This is a genomic window from Psychromonas sp. (assembly GCF_047632995.1).
GTDB lineage: Bacteria > Pseudomonadota > Gammaproteobacteria > Enterobacterales > Psychromonadaceae > Psychromonas.
On sequence record NZ_JBLIEK010000010.1, the window covers coordinates 12,996 to 33,013 of the forward strand.

A 20,018-nucleotide genomic window follows, 5' to 3' on the forward strand; every position below is an offset into this window, starting at 1 on the left:
ATTTTTAAGTAATGTAAAAGCATGAAAGGAACGATTGTGGAATATACAAAATATGCGGTTCAAGAGTCTCGCTTAGCCGATTCTCAAAAAAAAATGTGGATACAGAAATTATCTGCAAGAATGGTTGTTTGGTTTCTATTAAGTGTTTGCCGTCGCATCTCGTTTTTCTTCACAGACAAGAATAAGAGTGAAAATGAGATTCGGTCAAAAAATAAATTTGTATTTATGGGACGTTTTGAATCAGATAATTGGATTAGAGCTCATATTAAACCACTTGCAAGGTCGAAGTTTTGTGAACACATTTGGATTATTTCAGACAAAAAATTATTACATATTGAAAATGTTACATATATTCAACCCGATCCTTTACTTAGGAAGTTATTCGGTGACATTGTCGCTCGAGCCTATGCAGCGCATAAAATAGCTAAAAATAATAATGTCCATTATGTTGGGGGCTTTCACTTATTATTGAATGGCATTTTTGCTCATGTAATAGCCAGAATGAATCACGCTAAGTCGATATATTTTTGTGTGGGCGGTTGGTCAGAAGTTGTTGGTGGTGGAGTGTATAGCGGTACTCCTGTTTTTAAAAATTTAGGACGTTATGATCATGCTGTAGAAAAAAAACTCCTAGGTTTTATAAAAGAAATTGATCACGTTATTACTATGGGGAATAAAGCTAAAAAATATTTTGAGTATTATGGAATAAAAAGAGTCGTAGTGATACCGGGAGGGATTGATAAATCTGCTCTAGAAGTTGATGTCGGAGTAAAGGAAAGTAAAGTTGATTTAGTCCTTGTAGCACGATTAGATCCAGTGAAAAGAATTGATCGCTTCTTAAAAATAGTTCAACAATTAAAAATTCAGCGATCCAATATATCCGCATTGATTGTAGGTGGTGGGGAATTGATTGAGCAATATAGGCTGCTAGCAAAGCAACTAGGAGTTGACACCAATGTAAATTTTATCGGTGCAAGTATCGATGTAGGGGCTTTTTTGATTAATGCTAAAGTTTTTGTATTAACTTCTGACTCAGAAGGATTGCCATTGTCATGTATGGAGGCCGCCACATTTGGTTTACCTATAGTTGCGTCAAATATTGGGGACTTGTCCGATCTTATTGATAATAATGTGGATGGTTTTCTGATTGATAAAGAAGATATAACTGGTTTTGTAGACACAATTTCATTGTTACTTTCAGATGATAAATTAGCACAGACTGTTGCTGAAAAGACGCGGTTTAAGGCTGAAAAATTTTCTATAGAAGCGGCAACATTGAGTTGGAACTTTACAATAATGGGTCGAGATTTAGTCTAATGAAAGATATTTTAAGTGAAAATTGGATTGTTCATCTAGATGAGCTCAGCTCGGAATGCCCAAGTGATCATGTGTTATTCTTAGGAGACATTGCATTAGCAAGAGGTGTTGCTGATAAAATTGAAGAATTCGGATATAAATATAATTTAGATGCGGTATATCCTGATTTTCAAAAGAAAGATTTAGTTGTTTTCAATTTGGAATGTTGTTTAACAGAAAGGGGGGAAGCTTGGGAGCCAAAACCTGTTTTGATGAACGGGAAAGCAGAGTATTTAAATATTTTTCCTTCGGATACCAATTATTCAGTAAATGTTGCAAATAACCACTTTTTAGATTTAGGCGAACTTGGTGCTCAAGATACGCTTGACCATATATACGAACAAGGTATGGATTGTTTTGGAGCGATAGATAATGATTTAAAGAGTTTTCAGTCTACAGTTAGCTTGCCCAATACTATTATCTCTATGCTTGCATATTCACCTGCTGCGCACCCATTTATATGCAAGGCAGATGTGAACGTCTCTTATAAAATGCTCAGTGAAATGGTTCTAGATATTCAACTTCTAAAAAACACCGATGAATTATTGATTGTATCTTTGCATCAAGGTGTTGAATTCTGTCGTTATACAGATAAAAAATCACGGGAAAGGGCTCATGCACTAATCGATGCTGGTGCCGAGAGTGTGATTTGTCATCATACACACGTCATTCAAGGGGTTGAAATTTATCGAGGAAAGGCTATATTTTATGGGATAGGTAACTTTTTGATTGATATTGACACAAAAAGCATGCCAAATACCAAATATAGCTTGGGGCTTGAATTCTTATTGCAAGATAATAAAATCAAACAGATAAAAGTAACACCTTATTTTATAAATGAAAAATTACAAGTCGAATACTTAACTGGTTTCGATAAAGAGAGGTTGCATTCCGAAATTAATTGGCTGTCATCTTTTTTTACTAACCCAATTTTTAGTATGATTAATTATGGGTTGGCTAGATATATGTGGACGAAACTGCATTTGCGATCACTAATTAATATGTGGCAAAGGACAGGGCTTAGGGCTAGCATAAAATATTATAATACTAGAGTCTGGAGTAAGTTATTTAATAGATAACTCTTCTTGTAAAAAATAGATGTGTTAATTGACATTCGTGCTAAGCATTAAGTGTATTTAAATCAGTTTGTTAAAGTGAGGTTTGTATGTATAAAGAAAAGAAAACAACCACAAAATATAAACAGTGGGGCGCATCGTTTTTCACGGTATGCTTATTGTTTATCTTTAGTCATGCAGTACTTTCAGCTACGATTGACTCTAACTATGGGGCAACCAAAGGCTTTTCAGAAGGGGCTGGCTACGTCAATACTATCGGTATTCCTTTACCTCCATTTGATGTCTCCGAATTACCACCTGTTATTGATGAGAGTAGTTGGGTAAATCCTCAACTAGGTTTATATTATATAAATTCAACGGCAAGCAATGCGTCAGATGCTACAAACGGCACTCCGAACCAGCCTCGCAAAACATTACCAGAAGTTATTCCTGCGGGGTCATATGTTTTAATTGAAGGGGAATACTCACTCACATCTAGGGGCTACACAGTATTGAAATCAGCGGGGTCCGATGCTTCTTGGCTTCAAGGGAAGGCGGGACCTGTATGGGTTGTTGGTAAAAGTGCGGTATTAACAAAGGGTGTTATCATTGAAGGAACACATTTATTTATAGATAACATTCAGTTTGGTTTGCTAAATGGTAGCGGTGGTCGTTTTTTAATTGGCTCATCTAAACCTCGTACAGTGAGTGATATTGTCATTCGTAATTCCACATTTTACGGACGAGTAGCTCAAGATAATGCATCAGGAAGTGCTTTGATAAGCACTGGCGTTAATGATATTACACCGGCAAAAAATATTATTTTATTTCAAAATAAGTTTTATAATCATGGTGATAAAAACGCTAATTATGATCAAGATTTTCATATGGTGCAAGTTGATAAAGGCGTAAATGGATATTGGTTTATTAATAATTTAATCGATTCTGCTAGTGGTTCTGGCATCCAGGTTTTAGGCACTACTACCTCTACAAAGAATATTTATATTGGCTCTAACACCATACAAAACGTAAGGCAGTCTGGGGTTGGGATCAAATATGGCAGTGACATTATAATATCTCAGAATATATTAAAGCACATCATTGATACTAGACCATTATATTCAGAATCACCCTCCCCAAGTAAAGGGGTCAGTTATCAATATGGACCTGATAATTTGTGGATTTTATTCAATAAAATTACTGATGCTAGCTTTGGTATTTATGGAGGTAGTACAGGTGCTGGTGAATGGTCAATATATATTATAGGAAATTATATTCATGATATTAGCACTCCTTCAGGAGCGCCTGTTGGTGGTGGAGCATGGGGGGACGCAGCCCTAATGTTACAAGGTGGTACTTATCGATATATAGTGAACAATACGATTCGTAATGTCAATGCTGGTATATACGGGCCTGGACATAATACATTATATAATATTTCTGAAAATGTAATATCTGGTGTTCGCGACGGCAAGCATATTTATATTGAAAATGGAACAAGTGCTCAATTTGATGGTAATAAATCAGGTAATATATTTAAAGAATATTTAGTAAGTCAGATAGAAGGGTTAACTGTTGATAATGTCAATTCTATCAAATGGGCGGGAGATGAATTTTCTATAGGTGAGTCTTTAACTTTACCAAACGTTTGTACACGACGGACCTGTTTTAGTTCAGATGATATTTTTGAATTTAACGATGTCGAAAGTCCAAACTTGAAGCTAGAAGTAAATGGGCATGATTTTGGGCGGAAGCATGCTGTATATGATATTTTTCAAGAAAAATATGGTTTCAGTATTGAATTTGATATCTTTGGCCTGAAACGACCCGATGAAACCTCAGCAGACAAGTGGGATATAGGTTGTGTTGAGGGGGAGGGGGTAAGGACTGGTTTGCCGAGCAAACCATTGCCGCCTTCTAGCCTAGATATACTAATCAATTAATTATTATATACGGGCCTCTGCTAAGCTGATGGCCCGCATTGGTTTGACCGTGACTACGCTATATATATCAAAAAACATTTAGAAATTCCAAGTTCTAGCTTAGTTCATATTTTTTGTATGCTGGATTTAAAAGGAAAAAATTATCCACCCGTTTTTTACTGGCGGCGATGTTCATTTCCCTTGTCCCCTTGTTCTTAATCTCTTTTGCAGGTATGCCTGCTAGGGTGATGTCATCGGAGAAAGTCTTATTCACAACAGCATTTGCACCAATTGCCACATGGTTTCCAATTAAAATATCCCCGAACAGTTTTGCTCCTGGGCCAATCCATACATTATCACCTACTGTTGGTACTAATACTTTATTATCATTGCTATTGTTTGCCCCGATATTGACACCTTGGTGGATATCACACCACATTCCTATTTTAGCTTGATTGTTCACAATTAAATTTCCAAAATGATTGATGCATAAACCGGCTCCAAAAACATTTTCTGGGATATCAAAACCCAGCTTAAGCGCAAGTTGCCTTTTTTTTAGTTGCCACCTAATCAATGCTATTTTTTTAAGCAGATTCTTAGTGGTATTTTTATAAAATTCCACATTCCTTAATGCGATTTGAAACTTCCATATTTCATCATTTATTTTTGGATGCTTGTGTTTGATACCTAAAGAAAATTTATCAGCTGCTAAGTAAAAGAGTAAATCTTGTTTATTGTTTATCATATTTACTTCTGTTTAACCATTTTATATATTTTAGTCATATTCTCAGCTAGTTTGACAGATGAAAATTTATTTACCATTGCTTGTCGTGCATTTTTAGAAAAGGTTTCCAGCGTTGCAGTGTTTCCTAATAGATATAATATTTTTTCACTGAGTTCTTGAACGTTATTGGTTTCAACAATGTACCCTGATGATAGATGTGAAATGATTCTGGCATTGTCAGAAACATCTGTTGCAATCACGGGGACGCCACATGCCATTGATTCCAGCACCACGTTCGGTGTTCCTTCAAATAAAGAAGGTAAAACGGTAAAATCACAGGCTGGGTAAATATGTTCGATATCATCGCGATTACCAAGATAGACAACATCATTTGAGAATGATGAATCTTCAATCTGTTGTTTCACTGCCGATGTGTAAGTATCTGAACCATGCATTCCCCCATGTAACACATCTCCAACTAATAACAATTTAAAATTGGCACCTTGTTGTTTGAGTGTATTTAATGCGCTAATTAAAAAGGGGTGGTTTTTTTGCTGTTTAAAGCTGGCAAACATACCGATAAGATTACAGTTTTCTTCAATGCCTAATTCTGCCCGGATATTTTTCTTATTTTGAGGTCTGAATCTGTTGGTATTTACACCGTTGTAGACTACATGGTATTTACTTTTAGGCTGGCCAGTTTGTCGCGCATTAAAGTCTGCGCCACTTTTAGAATTCGCAATAATAGCGTTTACTAAATGTTTGGTGAGTTTATATGCCCGTTTTTGAATGGGTTTTAGTGTGTAATTCGCATTACGTTCAGAGCCTATGACTTTAATATTAGTGCATGATAGTTTAGCGGCTAATCGGGCCGCCATTTCAGCATCAAATAAATAACTATGGATGATATTAAACTTATGCTTTCGTATTAAACTTGCCAATTTGAAAACAACTGAGAAATCAAACTTGGCTTTTTTATGAATAATATGTAGGGAAATACCAGCATTAAACTGCTCTGCAAGTGGCGCATAGTTAGAAAGGGAACAAACATGTATCTCAAACTGAGTCTTATCTGTGTTGTTGACTAGTTCAACAATTTGACGTTGGGCACCACCAAATTCCATATTACTAATCACTATTAACACTTTAGTTTTTTGAGTATCCATCATATCTAACCTTTAACTGGGAGGTTGAGCTGTTTTCCAAGCATCATATTATATGATTCTGGAATGAACCTCCCTAAACCTTGTTCGGGATGAAAGGTTATTTCTCCAAAGATTATTTTTCCATTAACGAGATAGAAGTCGACTCGAGCAAAAGGAAAGTCTCCTGCGAGTTTTTGTGCGTAAGTTAACATTAATTCTAAACATTTTGGCCGCTCAAAATCAGCTAGATCTCTTTGGTGCTGAAATTCAAAGGGGAGGGCGTTCCAGTTGGTATCATACATATTTCGTTTATGGGAATCAAAACGGTCTAGATCAAGTTGAATAAAACGAGGTTCTCCATTAAAGCAAAAAAACTTATAATCCACTGGTGGCTTCCCATTTTCATCCAGATATTTTTCACAGATAATTCGCGGAGGGATGTTTTTATAAACCCATTCACGACCTTCTAAATAATGATTAGAGTGCATGTAGAAATTTAATTGTTTTTTTTCATAGGCCCAGTCAATAGATTCTTTGTTTTGTGTGATCAGATTTTGTCCGCTTCCGTGTGTAACTTTTAAAACAAATTCTTTGGGTAAACTGTTAAAATCAATTTCATTGACATCGTTGTATACTCCATATAGTTCATTGAGAACATCATCACCCAATATATTGGAAACATATTCTCTAACTGCATATTTATCCGCGCAGAGTGTTAATGCTTTTTTTCTATAGTTTAATTTTAACCATTGTATTTTTTCATTAAATAAAATTGGATTCTTTAGGTTTAGCTCTTTTTTATGGACAGAGTAATATTTTTTCTTAATTGCTCTTTCATCGGAGATAAAGATACATTCTAATTTTGCAATTGTATTTTTAACGTATAAAAAAAATATATGTGAATTAGCGTTTGATTTTAGTAATTTTTTAATGTTATTGATCATTGTTCACTCTTTTTAATTAATGTGTTTTATGGGCTAACACAACTGCGGTATGGGCTAAATTTTTAATACACCAATTGTTTAATTTTTTTTGATTATTTAACCAATTGCAAATTTTAATATTAAATGGAGATGAAACTAATTGGGGACTTAAAAAACCGTAAGAGCAGTATTCGACTTCTACCACACTAAAACCACTCTTATTTAATGCTTCTGAAAACGATTTTATAGACCATTGTTGATGATATAGTTTATCTGGTGCGGGTGAATGCTTAGTATCACTTACCGCAATTTTTATGAGTTTTATAATATATCTTTCAATACTGTTAATTTTTCTAAATAGCGATGCTTTATTAGGAAATGAAATAATAAGTGGTGCGTTCATTTGTAATACCCTATTTATCTCATCTAATGCTAACTGATAAGTATCGATATATTCCAATACCCCGAGAGATACTGTCGCATCGAAATAAAGTGCGCTAAATGGAATATTTGTAGCATCAGCCGTTAGGACTGTTAAGTGAGGGTGTCTTTTTTGTGCTTCGACGACCATCTTTTTTGAAAAATCAATTGCATACTGATGTTTATTCGTCAATATTCCAGCTATTTCACCGGTGCCGCAGCCTACGTCTAAAGTATAGGCTGAATCAGATAATTTAATCTTATATATCATCGATTGACAAATAGAGAGGCGTTTTTGTAAGTCTAAATGAGAAATGCTTATTTTATCTTTTACATCATAAAATTGATTCCACAGTTGGCTTTTTTGATCAAAGTGGATAGATGTTTTTGAGTTAGTTAGTTGTGATTTAAACGTAGACTCGAATTGATGCATTACTTTCTCAATAGAGTGGTTTTTTGCATAATAAGCTAATGCATTTTTCGCATAAATAGTCCTTAATTCAACATTATTCATTATTAGAGATAAAGCCTCAACTAACTCATGAATATTTGCAACAGTAATCCCAAGTTTTTCTTTTTGGATTACGTTGTCAGGATCAAAAGTCGTAACCACTGGGGTTTGATAACTCCAAGCTTCTAAAAAAGTATTTGGAAATCCTTCCACTATCGATGTACAGCACAAAACTGCGGCTTTTTTATAGATATTATGGAGATCTTTTTTATTTATTTTTCCGAGAAAAGAGATGTTAGGCAGATTTTCAATTTTAAGAATTAATTGATTATATTTATTATCTTTATGGTCGAATGGCCCTATTACTTCAAATTCAAAATTAGGAAGTCTTTCTGCTGCTTCAACAAACCACTCTAATCTTTTTACTTCACAAATTCGACCAACCCAAATAATCTTATTTTGCGTAAATTGTTCTGATTCAATAGCGTGTTGATCATAATGTAATGCTGGTGTACCTGGCATTGGAATGACAACAGATTCTAATTTGAAATTTTCTTTTAACAATTTTTTTTGTTTATTTGTTTGTGCAATTATTAAACTTGCATTTTTGAGTCCGTATTTAAATAGATTTCTTTCTTTAAAATCTTTTTTATTTATTAAATCCGGTCGGCAATCAGTATCGCTTGCTGTTGCATAGACAAAAGTTTTATGATTTTTTTTGCACCATAAAGCAATCTGCCCAGTCAAGTACTCAATACAGTTATGATAATAAATATCTGCATCAGCTATCGCTAGTGCTCTATTTAATGATGTCCATCGTGGAGTGAAAAAACGAATTATCGGTAGACCATCCGTAACTTTACATAATTTGATTATTTTAATACCATTTACCACTTCAACAGGCGAACCACCTTCATCCCAAGTTATTACGGCTACTTTATGTCCCTGTTTTGTTAGCCATTCACCTAACAGGGCAGTTTGTCTTTCAACGCCACCTATATGACCCGATTCTTCACCGGTTAATGCGCCATAAGCATTATTTGCAACGATACATATTTTCATAAAGCGTCTTTTATCTTCTATTGGGTAATATCATTATAATTTAAAGCTGTTGCGCAAAGCGGATATTGCGTACAGTATTTTAAGTGGATTGTCGTTAGTCGGTAAATTAAAGCGTTTTAAGGTCATTAAACTACAATTAGGTTTATTTAAGCCAGTATCAGTGGTTAAGGCACAATCATAATACTGTGCGGCAGTTTGAACTGCGTGCGCATTATAACTATTATCAGGATAACAAAAACTTGTACAATGAGTATCTAGTTTACTTTCCAGTTTTGTTTTTGATTCAGCTAATTCTCTCGATGCCGTATGCTTATCAACTAAGCCTGATCGTGCATGGTTAAGTGTATGGCTGCCTATTTCAAAATTTAAACTGTTTTTAGCGTGATTGAGTTGTTGCCAGTCAGCTAATGCAGCGCAAGGGTCGCTATTAATTATGTCATTTAATGCTTTACCTGTTTGTTGCTCTATCTCTTGGCAGAGAGTGCAGAGGTAATCGCGCATTGCGATATCAGATTTAAAGTGTGCTTTAATTTTCCGACGAAAAGCGGCATAACTTTGCTGCAATCTCTTTCTTGTGTAGCAATTAAAAACGAATACTTCATCGTCTATAGACGTTTGAAAATTTTCTTCAGTAATTTGTTGTAATGCATAATCCAAGCGATCAAACCAAAATGGCTGGTTATGTTCGCTATGTTCAGTGGCAACAAATATTGTTGGTGCAATATTAAAATGTGTGAATAATGGCGCGCCTAATACAAGGTTGTTTAAATAACCGTCATCTAAGGTTATCACAAGACCATTATCGACCGGAGGGCGTTGTTTTTTTAATATTTCTACGGCTGTCGCTAAGGAAATAAATGTGTATTTTTCAGATAATACTTTAAGCGTAACAGCTAAAGCCTGCTGAGTATGTTGCATGCGTAGTGGTTTCCACAGCATAGATGCTGTGTCATCAATAATGCCATGCATGTATAAAATTGTTATTTTATGGCGAGATAGGAAGTGGAAAACTTGATAAATGCCTAATTTAAAAAACAAGTTGAGGAGTATTTTTTTTATTAATGTCACGCTGTTTTGCTTCAGTTATTCAAGCAAATCCCTGTTGATTATTCAATTTCATTAACTCTCTTGTGAGCTGATTTATGTTTGCGTTTTATTCATCCTGAAATATCAATAAATAATGACAGATATGCAATCATTAATCAAAGTATATGAAAACTTTTGTACGTTAGTTTAGTAAAAGGGATGTATCGAGTGAGGTATATCGATTCTTCAACGTGTTGATGGTATTGCTAACCTTATATGGTGTAAGGCCGTATATTTGGCGTTTTTGTTCACTTCACTTTTGCATGGTAGTCAATAATGTTTAAAAAAACACTCGACTTATTGATCACTTTTATCTTGATTATTTTGCTTTTTGCTCGAGTGCCAGTTTTCATTTCCGAAAGGTTGATAGATACCCTCTGGCCTATCGGACACATTATCTGCTTTTCATTTTGGGGTTGGTTATTAATTTCATTTAGTAGCTACATAAATAAAAGTACCAGTAAACGGCAACTGGTTATTTTATTATTAATTACTCTTATTATTGGCGGCGGAATAGAACTTCTGCAGCCGTTTTTTTCTCGCACCGGCCAGCTTGGCGATCTCTATCATGACTTATTTGGTGCATTTTTTGCCTACCTGTTTTTTGGCAATTTTAACAAAAACAACATGTTTTTAATTGCTTCTCGTTTCCTCTATATTACTCTTTTTTTCTACCTAACGTTTCCAGCAATGCAGGTGATTAAAGATGAATATGAGCTGCATATGGACTTTCCAACCATTGCTAAATTTGATAATCCCTCTGAATTGACCCGCTGGAAAGCAGATCTGCCATTATTAATGGTAAATTCAAATGAATTATCTGAAACAAGGGTTGCAGATAGAACGTTAATGAAAGTCACCTTTGCTGCGGAAATGGATAGCCGTGCAGTATTACGTTTTTTTGCAGGTGATTGGCAAGGGTATAAACAGATTAAGTTTTCATTTTTCAATCCTAACCAAGACCCACTTAAAGTTAGACTTATCATCACAGACAAAATTTATAACAAATCAAAACCTGACCCAAATGATAGGTTTGGGAAATGGTTAATGATCGATTCTGGATGGAATGAACATAAGGTGGCTTTAGCCGAAATAAAAAATTCGCCGAAAGAAAGAGAGATAGATTTAGGCAACATAGCCGGTGTTGATTTTTATATGTACCATTTAAAAGAGCCAATTATCCTGTATATCAATAAAATAGAACTGATATCTCGTCTAGATTAACGGGGTGTGTCAAGAGGATGAGAGGTTTTTTGCTGTTCTGGAGTGCGACTAAGCTATTTTATCGCTATAATATTAGTCCGTTCTTATTTTTTTTGTTAACGACGTTATTAAATAAAAAAGGGGAAATCGGCTATGTTCAATAAAACACAGCGAACTATTGCAAGTCATTCATGGGGAAACCTCTCTTCATCAAGAAAGATATTGATAGTTTCCGCTCTTTTTTTGGGTGTTTTTGTTAGCTATAAATTATGGCAAGAATATCAAATATACGTGGTTAACCAGATCAACACCACCGCTGGTAGTGGTATTGAGGCGGATATAACTTGGCAAGATGATGCTGATGATGAGGATGGTTTTGTTGTTGAGCGAAAAGAAAATGGTGATTTTGTAGTGGTGGCCCGATTAAATCCAAATGTAATATCTTATACAGATTCTAATCTTGTTGCAGAAACTACTTACTGCTACAGAATTGGTGCCTTTAATCAGGCCGGTACTGCCTATTCCCAAGAATATTGTATTGATACATCAAATGCTTCTGACACATCAAATGAGACAGATAACGCATCGAACATCACCTTGCCACCGATGATGGGCAGTGCAACGATTAGCGGCCAGTTTATTGCAAAACCTGATGTTATCGAGCTAGCGGGACGAGAGCTGTATAGTTTTAAGAGTGATACAACTTATAACGGTGATTTTAGCAAAGATGACGTAGAAAATATTGAATATACGATTCAAGATGGGAACTTGTCTTATCAAGATTCTGCTCTATTTACATTTCAAGAGCAAGGCAGTGACATTGATAGTGGCTATGTTTCAATGCGTTATAATGAATCAAATAGTATGAGTTTTTCACTTAACGGTAATGGCGATTCTCAGGTTGCGTCATTATATATGTCGGTTGGAGTCTGGAGTTCTGAACCTACCGCGTTTTTAATAACGGCTGGCGATACGAGTGAGCTTATCTCCATACCTAAAGGCTATACTTGGCATTATCTGAAAATTGATATCGCCTTTGATCAATTAGTGAATGTAAAAATCAACCCTGTTGGTGATTTTGGTGGCTACAGTGCTTTAGGTGTTGCAGGTGTTGTTCTGAATAAAAAGAGCATCCCCAGCTTTGCCTCACTAAGCAATATCAGCCTCTCTGATCGCGCGAATATTGATGTGAGCAATGTTAAATATATGACCTCCGATTTTATTTCCGGTAATGAACATTTGAGTAATGGAGAGGTGATTGCGATTGATTACCAAGGAACGGCTAAGTACCGAGATAAAACCTATTCATTTATTGATAATGGTTCAGTGGTCGCGACGGGTTATACCGGAATGGGTTGGAATGAGGATAATGTTATCTCTATTGATTTAAAAAACAGTAGTGAGCAAATAGTTTCTACTTCATTGTTTTTAAAAGCAGGGGCGTGGATAGATGGTCAAGCACAGCTTCAACTGCTGATTAATGGCGAGACTCATCCAATCGAATTAAGTCGTGGGCGTACGTGGTTTTATATTCGCGTTGATTTTGAATTTTTAGGGGATGCGCATATTGATATAAAACCTGTTGACAATATTGGAAGCTATAGTCAAATAATGTTTGCCGGGTTAACCATGCAATAGAAGTCAAAATCTACTTTCATTAAATGACGATTAAATAATGACAAATCAGATGTTGTGATCACACTGTGTTGTTATTAATCGTTTTTTTCTATTCAATCTGGTATATTTATAGTTGTTTAAATTCTGGGGACAGTTGTATAACTAATTGGTTTTGGAGTTAAAAGGAATTAATGTGGCGCCATTACAGAAAATTTTCACATCTAAGTCAAACTCATACTCATTTCTCTATCGATTAATTGACTTATCAATTTTATTTCTAAGTCTTCCTTTAGCGGCTTATTTATATGGCGTTTCTTTAGGTCAAGAATATCTTATTGCCGAGTTAATTATTTCCGTGTGTTTTTTGTATCTGTCTGAATCATTTGAACTATATCGCTCAAGGCGAATAGATCGTTTTTCAGAGATGTTTATAAGAGTAGGGCTGTGCATCTGTACCGCTTTTTTAGTGGCGGTTACGCTCGCTTTTTTACTGAAAGAGTCAGAAGGTTTTTCGCGTGTCACTATCGTTTTATGGTTTATGTTTAGTATTTTATTTAGTTTGTTTTGGCGGGTATTGCAACGTCAATGTATAAAATCATTCCGTAAATCGGGCTACTTTGTTAAGAAGGTGGCGATTGTTGGCGCGACAGATTCTGCTGCTAATTTATTTAAAGAAATAAAAAATAACGATGGGTTAGGTTATGAGTTAGTCGGTGTTTATGATGATCGTTCTTTAGATCGAGTACATCAGGATTTAAACCAAGATGTGGTTGGGCTGGTTGAAGATGCCATTACGCAAGCGCGAGATGGACGTGTAGATATTTTGTTTATTGCGCTTCCTTTACAAGCAGAAAAACGTATTGCAGATATATTATTATTATTAGGTGATACAACCGTTGATGTGCACTATTTGCCTAACTTTTTTATGTCTAATTTGATTCGTTCTCGTGTTGAACATGTGGGGGATGTTGATACGTTGAGCGTTTATGAATCGCCTTTCTTGGGAGCTAAAAGCTGGATTAAGCGTACAGAAGATATTGTAGGAAGCCTTATTATTCTTTGTGTTATTGCCATCCCATTGTTATTGATAGCCTTGGCTGTCAAGGCTACCTCTCCAGGGCCAGTTTTGTTTAAACAGCTCCGTTATGGGTTAAGGGGGGAAGAGATACTTGTTTGGAAATTTAGATCCATGTATGTAATGGAAAATAATGAACAAGTCGTACAAGCCACCAAAAATGATACGCGAATTACGCCTTTGGGGGCTTTTTTGCGCCGCTCATCTTTAGATGAATTTCCGCAGTTTTTTAATGTATTGCGTGGAGAGATGTCTCTTGTTGGGCCTAGACCACATGCGGTTTCACATAATGAAGAATATCGCGGTAAAGTGCAGTTTTATATGCTGAGGCATAAAGTGAAACCGGGAATCACCGGGTGGGCACAAGTAAATGGATGGCGAGGGGAAACGGACACTCTTGAAAAGATGGAGAAACGTGTTGAATTTGATTTGCATTACATACAAAAGTGGTCGCTTGGGTTGGATTTGAAAATACTATTTTTAACCATTTTTAAAGGCTTTGGTGGGGAAAATGCATATTAACAATCATCTTTGTTAATTTATGCAGGTAGATGCTGTGAGTACCATTTTTTTAAGCAGTTGAGCGTGATTACAATATAAAATTCATCTCGATTGTGCCACTAAGTGATTTAATCTCGTACCTAAAAGTAAGCCGAAATATTAACTTCTTATTATTTAACAATAACTGCTCGACGGTTTGATTAAGCTTATTAGGCTCAATCAAGACTGCTCCTTTTTCTATTTTACTATCGCTTGCAAACATCTCACTATAGCCTTCTTGAACATTAACCATGTTGTGTTTTGTTTCTTCTGTAACAACAATCGACGATTGCTCTTTTGTTTTTCCTGGCAGCATTGCGCGCAGTACGGGTTAACTAATAAAAAATAGGTGTGGTTATTTTCGTGAAAAAGATGAGATCTTTTTTCTTAATACTTTGCGTTTTTCAAGGGATAAAAAAAGGCCTTAACGCAAAACGTTAAGGCCTTCTATTAATCGTTAATCTGCTTGCTCAATTATTCATGTACCTTGTGCTTTATTGTTTCATCAAACACTTCACTTGTTTTGTGAGAGCTTGCTATAAAAGAATAAATTACAGGTAGAATAAATAGGGTAAACAAGGTACCAATCGACAAACCGGCCACAATCACGATCCCGATACCAAAACGGCTTACAGCACCAGCACCGCTTGCAAAGAGCAGCGGAATCAGGCCAGCAACCATGGCGGCTGTGGTCATTAAAATAGGACGCAAACGAACCGTTGCCGCTTTTTTAACTGCATCGATGCGGTTTAGACCATGATGTAACTGCTCCTCTTTTGCAACTTCCGCAATCAAAATACCGTGCTTAGTGATTAACCCTACTAAGGTTATTAGCCCCACTTGGGTGTAGATATTCATGGTCGCAGCACCCCAAGCCATAGCAACTAACGCGCCACTGATAGCAAGCGGTACTGTCATTAAGATAACTAACGGATCTCGGATACTTTCAAACTGGCTAGCCAGTACTAAGAAGATAATCAAAATAGCGAAGATAAAGGTCATGTATAACGCCCCCCCTTCAGATACAAACTGGCGCGCCTCTCCAAGGTAGTCATGGCGGTAACCTTGTGGCAATTTTGTTGTTGCTAGATCTTCAAAGAAATCAATAGCATCACCCATAGCAACGCCCGGGGCTAATACAGCGCCAATTGTTGCGCTATTGAGCTGGTTAAAGTGAGGTAAAGAGCGCGGCTCAGCTGTCACATCAATGGTGATCAGGCTACTAAGCGGTAGCATATCGCCATTTTTAGCGCGCACATAAAAATTACCCAATTTATCTGGCGATAAACGATATTTTCGTTCCACCTGTGCAATCACTTCGTAACTGCGGCCATAAAGGTCGATGCGGTTTAAGTAACCGTCACTTAACAAGGTGCCTAATGTAATACCAATATCTTGCATTGTTACGCCGTAAGCACCGGCTTTATCTCTGTCAATTTTGATATTCATGGTTGCAGAATCAAAGGCCAAATCCAGCTCAGAATAAACAAAGTTAGCGTTTGCTTGTGTTGCAGCTAATATATCACTGGCGATACTGACTAAGCTCTCAAAGGAGTTGCCAGTGGTGATCACAAATTGTACTGGCAGACCTCCTGATGAGCCAGGCAATTCGGGCATCTGAAAGGCTGTGGTTGCCACTGATGCGACACTGTTAAACATAGGCGTTAATGCGGTCGCAAGCTGTTTGGGATTTTTATCGCGTTGACTCCAAGGTTTCATAATGGCGATACCAAATGCCTGGTTAGCATTGGGAATGCCTGAGATTGCCAGGGTACTATGCACTTCTGGTTGTTTGGCTACCTCGTCGGTTATCGCGCCGATACTGTTTTGAATATAATCAAGGTTGGCATTGGCAGGCGCTTTAGACATCATCATCAATACGCCTTTATCTTCTTTCGGTGCCAGTTCAGCAGGAATAGAGTTAAAAAGAAAAGGTAAAGAGATAAGCACTAATAAAGCAAAAAGGATAACCGCAGGACGCCGCGTCATTACCTTATCAAGCAGGCGTGAATAACGGTCAGTTAATCCTGATAGAGTTGATTCTACAGCGCGTTCGAAACGGTTTGCTTGATGGTTGCTTGTAAGTAATTTGCTACACATCATGGGCGAAAGGGTCAATGCAACAATACCGGACACAAATACTGAGCCGGCAAGCGTTAGTGCAAACTCTGTGAACAGTGAGCCTGTGATACCGCCCATTAATGCGATAGGAGCGTATACAGCTGCAAGCGTGATGGTCATTGAAATGACCGGCATTGCAATTTCACGTGTACCAATAATAGCTGCGCGGAAAGGATCTTCTCCTGCTTTGAGATGGCGGTCAATATTTTCCACCACAACGATCGCATCATCGACAACCAGACCGATAGCCAGCACCATTGCCAGTAAGGTCATCAGGTTAAGGGTGAAACCAAACAGCTGCATAACGGCAAGTACACCGATTAATGATAGGGGAATGGTAATAATAGGAATAAGAACCGCACGCCACGATCCCAAAAACAGGATCATTACCAGCAATACAATCAGACCGGCTTCAACAATCGTTTTAATTACCTCTGAAATCGACTCTTCAATGGCCAGAGTGGAGTCATAGAGCACATTCATTTTGATGGAACTTGGATTGTTTTTATCTAATCCGGGCAGCATTTTACGCACACCCGCTGTGATATCGAGCGGGTTGGCTGTGGGTGCTGAATCAATGGCGACCACCACTGCTTCATTACCGTTCGCCATTGTGCGGGTAACATCATGGCTTTTTTCCAATGAGACACGGGCAATATTCTGCAGACGGACAACCTTACCATCTTCGCGTGTTGCAATAATCAGGTTTTCTAATTCAGCAGCCGTTGTTACCTGTGTCTCGGTATTACCGTTAAACAGGGTGTAGTAACTGTTTACCTGGCCGCTTGCCGACTGAATATTATTTGCCTGCAGAATTTGAACAACCTCTTTCGTGGTCAGATTAAATCCGGCCATGCGTTCAGGATCAAGCCAGATACGCATCGCAAACTTGGTACCACCGTAAAGGTTAACCTTAGCTACACCGTTGATGCTGAAAAACTGAGGTTTAACAACACGCTCGAGGTAATCGGTGATCTGGCTGGCATTGAGCTGTTCACTGGAAAAAGCGATATAAATAACCGAAGTGCTTGAACCTGTACTCATACTAATGGTCGCATCTTCCGCTTCACTGGGTAATTGTGAGCGCACACTGTTTACCTTGGCAAGAATATCGGCAACGGCACCATTTGGATCGGTATTAAGCTTCATATACACTTTAATACTGGAGCTGCCCATGTGGCTTTGTGAGGTGATAAAGTCGATATTGTCTGCTTGCGCAATCGCCTGTTCAATCGGTTGCGTAATAAATCCCTGAATAAGATCCGCATTGGCTCCGTAATAACTGGTGGATACAGTGACAACAGTATTGGTCATAGTCGGGTACTCGCGTACCTGCATTTTAGTTAATGCTTGCAGACCTAACAAAACGATCAATAAGCTCAGCGATATCGCCAGTACAGGACGGCGTATAAATATATCAGTAAATTTCATCATATCCCTTATAGCGTTGGAATTTCAGCTGGTTTATTTAAAATATCGGATTCAATGACTTTCACATGGGCACCATTACTTAAACGTACTTGGCCGCTTGTTACAATCAGATCACTCTCACTTAAACCTTCTAATACATGTATTGAACCATCTTTGCTTTTACCCAAGGTAACTATGCGTTGGTCGGCTTGTAAAAATTTATCACCCGTTTTATTTTTTTGTTCACTTAGCAGATAAACGGTTTCCCCATAAAGGGTATAGTTAATGGCGGTTTCTGGAATGATAATCTGGGTTATCAGTGTCGGTAAAATGATATTGGCCTTGGCAAACATACCTGAACGTAGCTTTTGTGCTTTGTTGGGAATATCCGCCTGCACTTGAATCAGGCCACTTTGATAATTAACTGCTGGTTCAATCGCTGAAATCGTCCCTGTGAAAGGGGTATCAGACTCGGCATCCACAAAAATATTGAGTGCTTGACCGATATGAATTTTATTGAGATCGTTTTGTGGAACAGTGAAACGAAGACGCATTTTACTGACATCTTCTAAACGCACGATATTTGACCCTGCGGTTAAATAACTACCTAAGAAAACGTTTCTTAAACCGGTAATGCCATCAAAGGGTGCGCGGATAACGCGCTGACTAATAGTGGCCTGATAACTTTCTATCTGGCCCTGTAAGGCTAAGAATTCCGCTTCTGCATCATCGACCTGACCTTGTGAAACCGATCCCTTCCCTAATAATGCACTCATACGTTTGTAGTTGCGTTCAACTGCTGGCATACGACCTTGGGCGGCTTTCAAGTTGGCGACTTCTACTTCTGAATCAAGGTAAATAAGTGGGTCACCCGCTTTGAGTTTTTGTCCCGATTCAAAATTGATGCGCGCTACTTTACCCGCTACTTCATTGGCGATATTAACGCCTTGAATGGGTTCGATAAAACCAATTGCACGAAGGTGAGGTGTCCACTCTTGCAGCTTGATAGTTTCGCTGGTGACGGGAAATTCAGGAATAGGGCGGTTAGCCAGAAATTCTTTAATTTTTGAAGCTTTAAACATATTAAAACCAATCACACTACCGAATACCAGTATTGCCAGTAATATTGCCGAAGCGATCCATTTTTTCATTTCAGTACCTTTAAAAATAATTTAAGTTGTGGGTTTTAAAATTGCCTGCCAAGAGGCGTCTATTATTTGTGTAATAAGTTGTTCGTCAGGCTTGTCGATACTTTGATTCATCACTTTTTTTGCCAGATTAAGGGACGATTCAAAGCTTAATGAAAGCAAGGCCAGTACAGGAAAGTCATAAAATATATGCTCACGAATGCCTTTCTCATAAATATTAAACAGTGGAGCAAAGTGATGATTGCTACAAGAGAGCATCTCTTCTCCTTGTACGCAAGGTCTTAGAAAAAGCATAGAGACGGCAATCAAACGGTTCGGATTTGTTAATACAGACTGGTAAGTATTACGCCAGCAGAGAATATATTTCTCTTTTTCACTGAGCCCTTCATGCAATCCTGCAAAAGTAACCGCGGCGATCTCCTCTGTAACATGCTGATGTAGCTGGTCAATCAGATCCTCTTTGTTTTCAAAATAACGATAGATAGTGCCCGCCGCAACGCCCGCCGAGTCAGCAAGAGCTTTCATCGACAATCCGTAGAAACCACGTTCTGCGAGTAAAACTTCGGCGGCGGCTAATATTTTTTTTCGTTTGTTATCCATAATGCACCAATAGTGAATGAACGTTCATTATCGTGTATTCATCTGATTATGCAATGATTAAATGCAATTTAATCGCATCTTTTATCTGTTCGCCTGATATACACGTTGCTGTTGGGAGCTTATACGGACGTTGGTATTATGGGCAAACTGACGTAATATA

Annotated in this window: 15 protein-coding genes; 6 read left to right on the forward strand and 9 right to left on the reverse strand. The window is 37.4% G+C overall.

All coding sequences use genetic code 11. From position 1 onward, the window contains the following. The first annotated feature begins 36 nt into the window (after positions 1–36). The 3 genes from ACJAT7_RS03385 (at position 37) to ACJAT7_RS03395 (ending at position 4,354) form a co-directional block, all read left to right on the forward strand. The gene (locus ACJAT7_RS03385; protein ID WP_415225389.1) at positions 37–1,317 is read left to right on the forward strand and encodes a glycosyltransferase family 4 protein; all 1,281 of its coding nucleotides are present in this window, start codon (positions 37–39) and stop codon (positions 1,315–1,317) included. Continuing rightward, on the forward strand, positions 1,317–2,435 hold the full coding sequence (locus tag ACJAT7_RS03390) for a CapA family protein (protein WP_415225390.1): 1,119 nt from the start codon (positions 1,317–1,319) through the stop codon (positions 2,433–2,435). Before ACJAT7_RS03385 ends, ACJAT7_RS03390 begins: the two co-directional genes overlap by 1 nt. A gap of 86 nt (positions 2,436–2,521) precedes the next feature. Continuing rightward, a complete protein-coding gene (locus ACJAT7_RS03395; protein WP_415225391.1) occupies positions 2,522–4,354 on the forward strand; it encodes a hypothetical protein in 1,833 nt (610 codons plus the stop codon). Between the two features lie 94 nt (positions 4,355–4,448). On the opposite strand, the gene ACJAT7_RS03400 is transcribed toward ACJAT7_RS03395, so the two are convergent. The 5 genes from ACJAT7_RS03400 to ACJAT7_RS03420 are packed head-to-tail and all read right to left on the reverse strand — an operon-like array spanning position 4,449 to position 10,126. Further along, a complete protein-coding gene (locus tag ACJAT7_RS03400) occupies positions 4,449–5,078 on the reverse strand; it encodes a serine O-acetyltransferase (RefSeq protein ID WP_415225392.1) in 630 nt (209 codons plus the stop codon). A gap of 2 nt (positions 5,079–5,080) precedes the next feature. After that, a complete protein-coding gene (locus tag ACJAT7_RS03405) occupies positions 5,081–6,226 on the reverse strand; it encodes a glycosyltransferase (protein WP_415225393.1) in 1,146 nt (381 codons plus the stop codon). A 2-nt stretch (positions 6,227–6,228) separates the two neighbouring features. Next, entirely contained in the window at positions 6,229–7,146 is a 918-nt protein-coding gene (locus ACJAT7_RS03410; RefSeq protein ID WP_415225394.1) for an ATP-grasp fold amidoligase family protein, read from the reverse strand. 16 nt (positions 7,147–7,162) lie between these two features. Further along, a complete protein-coding gene (locus ACJAT7_RS03415) occupies positions 7,163–9,058 on the reverse strand; it encodes a glycosyltransferase (protein WP_415225395.1) in 1,896 nt (631 codons plus the stop codon). A 33-nt stretch (positions 9,059–9,091) separates the two neighbouring features. Next, entirely contained in the window at positions 9,092–10,126 is a 1,035-nt protein-coding gene (locus ACJAT7_RS03420) for a polysaccharide deacetylase family protein (RefSeq protein WP_415225396.1), read from the reverse strand. A 294-nt stretch (positions 10,127–10,420) separates the two neighbouring features. On the opposite strand from ACJAT7_RS03420, the gene ACJAT7_RS03425 reads away from it, so the two are divergent. The 3 genes from ACJAT7_RS03425 (at position 10,421) to ACJAT7_RS03435 (ending at position 14,561) form a co-directional block, all read left to right on the forward strand. Then, on the forward strand, positions 10,421–11,368 hold the full coding sequence (locus ACJAT7_RS03425; RefSeq protein WP_415225397.1) for a hypothetical protein: 948 nt from the start codon (positions 10,421–10,423) through the stop codon (positions 11,366–11,368). A 132-nt stretch (positions 11,369–11,500) separates the two neighbouring features. Next, a complete protein-coding gene (locus tag ACJAT7_RS03430; RefSeq protein WP_415225398.1) occupies positions 11,501–12,985 on the forward strand; it encodes a hypothetical protein in 1,485 nt (494 codons plus the stop codon). 172 nt (positions 12,986–13,157) lie between these two features. Beyond that, positions 13,158–14,561 (forward strand): undecaprenyl-phosphate glucose phosphotransferase, encoded by a 1,404-nt coding sequence (locus ACJAT7_RS03435; RefSeq protein WP_415225399.1) that lies wholly within the window; start codon positions 13,158–13,160, stop codon positions 14,559–14,561. Positions 14,562–14,628: 67 nt separating this feature from the next. Here ACJAT7_RS03435 and ACJAT7_RS03440 read toward each other — a convergent pair whose 3' ends face one another. The 4 genes from ACJAT7_RS03440 to ACJAT7_RS03455 all read right to left on the reverse strand — a co-directional run bounded on the left by ACJAT7_RS03440 (position 14,629) and on the right by ACJAT7_RS03455 (position 19,858). Next, the gene (locus ACJAT7_RS03440) at positions 14,629–14,895 is read right to left on the reverse strand and encodes a hypothetical protein (protein WP_415225400.1); all 267 of its coding nucleotides are present in this window, start codon (positions 14,893–14,895) and stop codon (positions 14,629–14,631) included. A 158-nt stretch (positions 14,896–15,053) separates the two neighbouring features. Next, a complete protein-coding gene (locus ACJAT7_RS03445) occupies positions 15,054–18,131 on the reverse strand; it encodes a multidrug efflux RND transporter permease subunit (RefSeq protein ID WP_415225401.1) in 3,078 nt (1,025 codons plus the stop codon). Positions 18,132–18,139: 8 nt separating this feature from the next. Further along, a complete protein-coding gene (locus ACJAT7_RS03450) occupies positions 18,140–19,261 on the reverse strand; it encodes an efflux RND transporter periplasmic adaptor subunit (RefSeq protein ID WP_415225402.1) in 1,122 nt (373 codons plus the stop codon). A gap of 21 nt (positions 19,262–19,282) precedes the next feature. Continuing rightward, positions 19,283–19,858 (reverse strand): TetR/AcrR family transcriptional regulator, encoded by a 576-nt coding sequence (locus ACJAT7_RS03455; protein ID WP_415225403.1) that lies wholly within the window; start codon positions 19,856–19,858, stop codon positions 19,283–19,285. Between the last annotated feature and the right edge of the window lie 160 nt (positions 19,859–20,018).